Below are 6,050 nucleotides of genomic sequence, written 5' to 3' on the forward strand. Positions count from 1 at the left end.
TCAGCGCTTCTCGATCGCGAGCAGGTCGCGGGGGTTGGCGACGAGCACCTGGGTGGCGACGTCGCGGGGGAGGGCGGTCGTGAGGTCGGCGTACGACGCGGTCGGTGCGTCCTCGCCGAAGGAGACGCCCACGCCGCCGGTGGTCAGCAGCACCCGCTCGGCGTGGCCCGCGTCGACGAGCTCCAGGACCCGGGCGGGGTCGGTGAGCACGGCGTACGCGCCGCGCTCGACGACGGCCAGCGGGTCGTCGGCCACGACGGCGACCCGGTGGGCCGGCAGACCCTCCTTGAGGACCACGTCGAGGTCGTCGACGTCGTCGCTGCGCAGCGAGGCGGGTACGCCGGTCGTGAGCGCCGTCCGGGCCACGCCGAGCAGCAGGCTCTCGTCGGTCGCCGTCCGGCCGCCGCGGGTGGTGGCGGTGACGGCGAGCCCTGCGAGGCCTCGGCGCTCGACCCGGGGCACGACCATGCCCTCGGTGACCTCCGCCGTGAACAGGTCGGCGAAGCGGTCGGCCGGCCACGGCGTCGGCGGGTTGGTCTGGGGGGTGAGGAAGTAGCCGCCGAGCATCGCCTCGGGGCCCATGCCCGTGGACGCGACGAGGTGCACGCCGGTCGCGCGGGAGAGCGCCTCGAGGAGCCGGACGTCGCGGCCGTGGAACATGCCGGTGCTGTCGACGACGGTGCCGCCGCCGGCGGCCCGGAAGGCCCGCAGCTGCGCCGCGACCGCCTCGAAGACCTCGGCGCGGTCGATCCGCACGTCGTACGCGAACTGTGCCCCGGGGACCACGGACACCAGGCGCTCGTGGACCGCGACGACGCCCAGGTCCGCGCTGGGGACCGGGCCCAGGACGGTGTTGACGGTGCCCGTCATGCGCACTTCCTCTCGATCTGCTCCGAACCGGCATGCGTGACCGCGGTCACGCAGGCTGTGAACGGTGTCACGTGGCTGGACAGAGTGTCAAGTGAAAGTGCGACATGTAAATCACCGAGCCGGTGGGGCACGCCGTGCCGTCGCGGGTCGGTCCGGCCGCTAACCTGACGGCATGTCCAGCCTCCGCGACGCTCAGAAGCAGATGACGACGCGGCTGCTGCTCGAGTCGGGGCTCCGGGTCTTCCAGGAGAAGGGCTACGCCGCCGCGACGATCGACGACATCGCGACCGGTGCGGGCACCACGCGCACGACGTTCTACCTGCACTTCTCGTCGAAGTCGCAGCTGATGCAGGCGATCATCGTCGACCTCAACGAGATGCTCGTGGGCAACGACGACCCGACGCTGCAGAAGGTCGTCGAGGCCGGCGACCGGGCGCTCGTCAAGGGCTGGATCGAGAAGCGGTTCGACCAGTGGCCCGACCTGATGCCCAAGGTGCGAGCCGCCAACCAGGCCGCGGGTGCCGACCCCGAGATCGAGCTCGCGGTGGAGAAGTGGTTCGAGAGCGCGATCGGCGAGATCCGCCGCGGCCTCGACGCCGCCGACCGCTTCGAGCCGGACTCCCGGCACGTTCGCGGGGTCCTGGCGTTCGGCCAGGTCGAGTTCCTCTCCCGTCGCTGGATGCTGGAGGGCTGGGACAGCGAGGTGTCGCGCGACGTGGCGTTGGAGACCATCACCGACAGCTGGTGCGCGCTGCTCACCGAGTAGCCCGGAGGTCGTCCCCGACTCGACGCAACCTTTGCCGCCCAGCGGTCGTCAGTGGGGTACGAAGGGGGTGCCCGATGGCGTTCACGACCACCAAGCAGGCGCAGGCCGCGCCGGCGTACGAGGAGTACGCCGCGTCCGCGTGGCCCGCGCTCTACCGCTCGTCGTACCTGCTCACCGGCAACCACGCCGACGCCGAGGACCTCGCCCAGCAGACGCTGCTCCAGGCGTTCCGCTCCTGGGCGAAGGTGAGCCGGGCCGACGAGCCCGCGGCGTACGTGCGGCGGATGCAGACCAACATCTTCATCTCGCAGCGGCGGCCGCGAGCGCGCCGGCTCGAGCTGCTCACCGACGAGCCTCCGGAGCCGCGGCCCGCGCTGCGGGCCGGGTCGGCCGGCGGACCCGAGGACCGGATGGTGCTCTGGCCGCACATCGCGTCCCTGCCGCCGCGGCAGCGGGCGGTGGTGGTGCTGCGCTACTACGAGCAGCTCAGCGAGCGCGAGATCGCCGACGCGCTGGGCTGCTCCACCGGCAACGTCAAGTCCACCGCGCACCGCGCGCTGAACGCCCTGCGAGCCGCGATCGGCTCCGAGGCCCACCAGGGAGAGGAGGCCTGAGATGACCACCGAGCTCGAGAACGTGCTGGCCCGCGAGCTGCACGAGGTCGCGGACGGCCTCCGCGTGCCACCGATGCCGGGGTTGCCCGCCGACGCCCCGACCAAGCGCCCCCGGCCCTGGCAGCCGCTCGTGGTGGCCGCCGCTGTCGTGCTGATCGCCGGTGTGGTGGCGTTGTTGTTCAGCCGCCAGGACGACGGCTCCCCGCAGCCGGCGCCGCCGGCCCCGAGCCGGGCGACCGAGTCGGTCGACACCACGATCTCGACCGCGATGCCGACCGTCCCCTTCGTCGTCGACCGCCGGTTGTACGTCGACGGCGAGCAGGTGCCGGGGGAGTGGTGGGGGTTGCAGTCCCATTGGGGGGTCTGGCTCGCGACCCGCTTCGACGGCTCCTGGTGGTGGGGCGGCCCCGGGGTGGAGGCTCAACGGATCGAGGGCCAGTTCGACCAGCCCCCGGTGCTGTCGCCGAACGGGTCCTACATCGCGTACATCGATGTGAGCGGTGGCCGCGCGAGCGTGAACGGGTTCACCACCGAGCCGGGGGGCGAGGGCTTCGGCCTGTCGCCGCTCGACGACCTGCCCCGCTACGAGGACGGCGTCGCGATCCGGGTCAGTGCCGTCACCGACGACGGAGACGTCATCGTGCAGGGCACCCGCACCAGCCTGGTCTGGCGTGCGCAGCACCCAGCCGAGCCGACGGTCATCGACCTGGCTGACGCGGCCCCGGACCAGGTGTTGTTGCAGGCGACCCCCGTAGGCCTGGTCGTCGTGGACGGCTCCGGCGGCGCTGTCGATGCCACCGACACCGAGCCCCACCTCGCGCTCATCGACTGGGACGGCAACTTCTCCCTGGGGCCCGCCCTCCCGACGTACGACACCCTCGACATCAGCCCCGGTGGCGGCTGGCTCCTCCGGTCCCCGGCCGGCACCTTGGGTGGTGAGGTCACCGCTGTCGGGAGCCTGCGCGCCCAGCCGGTCGGGGGCGGCGACGAGATGGTGCTCGACGCCCCGGACGGCTGGGGGTTCGTGCCCCTCAGTTGGTCCTGGGAAGACGACGAGACGGTCCTCGCGACCCTGGTGGGCCAGGGACGCGCCGGCCCCGCCGAGTTCCGCCTGGTCCGCTGCCGCGTCGACCTCGGGGCCTGCCGCGACTTCCCGGCCCCGGAGGGGGCCGGCGAGACCGCCCGGGACACCTTGGGCAGCTTCACCGCCGAGGCGACTCTCGACGCCGTGGTCCGCGCGGTGGTCTCCGATGATCGTGCGAGCCTGCTCGACCCGGCGGTCGTCGCCGACGGAGAGTGGGACCAGCTGGTGGCGTTCGCGGCAGGGGGAGGCGGATCGGCGTCGACCTGCCGCGACAACGGGAGTGGGAACAAGGACTGCGAGATCGACTTCGACGCCGCCCCGGAGGGCGCCCCGGCCACCGTCTACTACGCGATCCTCGAGCCCGCGGACAACGCCTACGGCTGGCGGGTGAGCTACGTCGGCATCGGGGGCGCCTGACCTCGGCTCGTGCTCAGTCCAGCGCCGCCGCGGCCTCGAGCAGCAGGCCGCGCAGCCACCCGGTGAACGCGGCGTCGGTGAGGCGAGGGTTCCAGACCATGTCGATGCCGAGCGGGGGGATCGGGAAGGGGAACTCCTCGATCCGCAGCGCGACCTCGAAGCGCATCGCGGTCGCGACGCGGTACCGGTGCACCGCGACGCCGCCGACCCGGGCGACGAGCGTGGGCAGCAGCATCTGGTCGGGTACCACCTGCCGCACGGCGTAGGCGACCTCCTGCTCGTCGAGGACCGCGTACGCGCGGGTGCGCCGGTCGCGCCCGGAGCCGGACTCGAAGACCGCGTGGGGCAGCGTGGTCAGCAGGTCGAGCGCGGTGGCGTCTGCCGGTGCGGCGTCCCGGGCCGCGATGACGACCCAGCGGTCGTCGTAGAGGCGCTCGCGGGGGTACGGCGCGGGCAGCGTCTCCGGCAGCAGCACGACGTCGACGCCGGGATCGGTGAAGGACAGGTCGTCCAGCTGCGGCGAGGTCTTCATGCGCAGCGTCACGTGCGGCGCCCGCTCGGCGACGAGTCGGGCCAGGTGGCCGCCGAGGACGTACGCCGTCGACGTGGTCAGCGAGACGTTGACCGTGCGCGCGTCGGTGTCGGGGTCGAAGCCGGGGAAGCGCACCACCCGGGCGGCCCGGTCGAGCGCCTCGCGCAGCGGGCCGACCAGCCCGGCCGCGTGCGGGGTGAGCACGAGGCCGCGGCCCTGGCGGACCAGCAGGTCGTCGCCGACGAGCCGGCGGATCCGCGCCAGCGCGTGGCTCATCGCCGGCTGCGAGAGCCCGACCCGTGCGGCGGCGCGGGTCACCGACCGCTCCTCCAGGAGCGCGAGCAGCGGCGGCAGCAGGTTGAGGTCGACCGCGGCCAGCCGGTCGAGGTCGGACGCCACGCCCACGACCCTAGACCGTGCTCATCAGACGGCCGCCACCTCCGTGAGCCGCCGCAGCCGCGGCACCGGGATCCGGTAGTTCACCGCCACCGCGGCGCCGGGCCACTGCAGCAGCACCGCGTCCCCCTCGCCGTCGACCACCGTCGGCTCGCCGTGGGCCGGCAGCGAACCGGCCGCCTTGATCGACAGCCCGAACTGCTCGGTCCAGAAGTAGGGCCGTGGCACGTATGCCGGCGCCGCGTCGCCGTGCAGCAGCGCGGCGGCGGCGACCCGGCTCTGCTCGATCGCGCTGGTCCACAGGGGGGTGCGGCCCGAGGGGAACGCCGCCACGTCGCCGGCCGCCACGATCCCGGGGCGCCACCGGCCGCGTGCGTCGACCGGGACCGCGCCGTCGAGGCCCAGCCACTCCGTGTTCGAGACGTCGCCGACGGCCGTGATCACCACGTCCGCCGGAGGCCGAGGCGCGTCGGCCGGCAGGATCCGCAGGCCGCGCGCCAGGGCGGCGTCGACCACGAACGTCGACAGGTGCGGGCCGAGCTGGTCGACCAGCGGCGGACCGAGGTTGGTCAGCGTGACCGCGCAGCCCGCGGCCAGGCAGCTCGACGCGACCTCCATGCCCAGCGGCCCACCGCCGACGACCAGCACCGAGGGCCGCGTGGCCACGAGCGCCCGGAGCGCGAGGGCGTCGTCGAGGCTGCGCAGCGTCCGCTCGCCCGCGATCCCCAGCCGGCGCGGCCGGCAGCCGCTGGCGATCACCAGGCCGTCGTACGGCAGCCGCTCGCCGTCGTCGAGCTCGACCAACCGCCGGTCGGCGTCCAGGCCCACGGCCCGGACGCCGAGCAGCTCGCTCGCCCCGTGGCCGGCGGGCGGCAGCACATGGGAGGTGAGGTCGTCGGCATCGCGCAGCAGCGCCTTGGACAGCGCGGGCCGGGAGTACGCCGGGTGCGGCTCGTCGCCCACGAGCACGAGCTCGCCGTCGTACCCCTCGGCGCGCAGCGTGTCGGCCGCGGTCAGGCCGGCGATCCCGTTGCCGACGACCACGACGCGTCGCAGCGTGCTCATGCCAGCCGCAGGGCGGCGACCGGGCAGACCCGGACCGCGGCGTTGGCGGCCGCGACGTCACCGTCGCCGACCTCCTCGCGGTCGAGGACCAGCTCGCCGTCGTCGTCGAGGTGCATCAGCGCGGGTGCCGCCTCCTCGCACAGGCCGTGGCCCTCGCAGCGGGGGCGGTCCAGGACCAGCCTCACTGGTCTACCTTCCTCGCGTCGGCGGCTTCGGATGAGCCTCTGATGCACCCCTGGTCCCCACCGGGCCACCGCCAACGATCCTCGACCTTCAAGGTCCAGCATGAGTTCTGCGGGGTCCGGT

7 protein-coding genes are annotated in these 6,050 nt (G+C 73.9%); 3 read left to right on the forward strand and 4 right to left on the reverse strand.

Annotated features, from left to right (window positions below; translation table 11 throughout):
• Positions 1 to 870, reverse strand: a complete 870-nt coding sequence (locus QQZ14_RS12345) for a phosphotriesterase family protein (RefSeq protein WP_284534620.1) — start codon at positions 868 to 870, stop codon at positions 1 to 3.
• Between the two features lie 172 nt (positions 871 to 1,042).
• Here QQZ14_RS12345 and QQZ14_RS12350 point away from each other — a divergent pair, with 172 nt between their 5' ends.
• The 3 genes from QQZ14_RS12350 to QQZ14_RS12360 all read left to right on the forward strand — a co-directional run bounded on the left by QQZ14_RS12350 (position 1,043) and on the right by QQZ14_RS12360 (position 3,751).
• Positions 1,043 to 1,636 (forward strand): TetR/AcrR family transcriptional regulator, encoded by a 594-nt coding sequence (locus QQZ14_RS12350; RefSeq protein ID WP_284534621.1) that lies wholly within the window; start codon positions 1,043 to 1,045, stop codon positions 1,634 to 1,636.
• 74 nt (positions 1,637 to 1,710) lie between these two features.
• Positions 1,711 to 2,250, forward strand: a complete 540-nt coding sequence (locus tag QQZ14_RS12355) for a SigE family RNA polymerase sigma factor (RefSeq protein ID WP_284534622.1) — start codon at positions 1,711 to 1,713, stop codon at positions 2,248 to 2,250.
• Position 2,251: 1 nt separating this feature from the next.
• Positions 2,252 to 3,751 carry a hypothetical protein gene (locus tag QQZ14_RS12360; RefSeq protein WP_284534623.1) on the forward strand — a complete coding sequence of 500 codons (1,500 nt, stop codon included), beginning with the start codon at positions 2,252 to 2,254 and terminating at the stop codon, positions 3,749 to 3,751.
• Between the two features lie 13 nt (positions 3,752 to 3,764).
• Here the strand turns inward: QQZ14_RS12360 and QQZ14_RS12365 are convergent, their stop codons facing one another.
• The 3 genes from QQZ14_RS12365 to QQZ14_RS12375 are packed head-to-tail and all read right to left on the reverse strand — an operon-like array spanning position 3,765 to position 5,929.
• Positions 3,765 to 4,682, reverse strand: coding sequence for a LysR family transcriptional regulator (locus QQZ14_RS12365; RefSeq protein WP_284534624.1), 918 nt, complete (start codon positions 4,680 to 4,682; stop codon positions 3,765 to 3,767).
• A gap of 24 nt (positions 4,683 to 4,706) precedes the next feature.
• Positions 4,707 to 5,744 (reverse strand): NAD(P)/FAD-dependent oxidoreductase, encoded by a 1,038-nt coding sequence (locus QQZ14_RS12370; RefSeq protein WP_284534625.1) that lies wholly within the window; start codon positions 5,742 to 5,744, stop codon positions 4,707 to 4,709.
• The gene (locus QQZ14_RS12375) at positions 5,741 to 5,929 is read right to left on the reverse strand and encodes a ferredoxin (RefSeq protein ID WP_284534626.1); all 189 of its coding nucleotides are present in this window, start codon (positions 5,927 to 5,929) and stop codon (positions 5,741 to 5,743) included. The genes QQZ14_RS12370 and QQZ14_RS12375 overlap by 4 nt, the downstream gene beginning before the upstream one ends.
• Between the last annotated feature and the right edge of the window lie 121 nt (positions 5,930 to 6,050).

The organism is Nocardioides sp. T2.26MG-1, assembly GCF_950101795.1.
In the GTDB taxonomy this organism is placed as follows: Bacteria; Actinomycetota; Actinomycetes; order Propionibacteriales; family Nocardioidaceae; genus Nocardioides.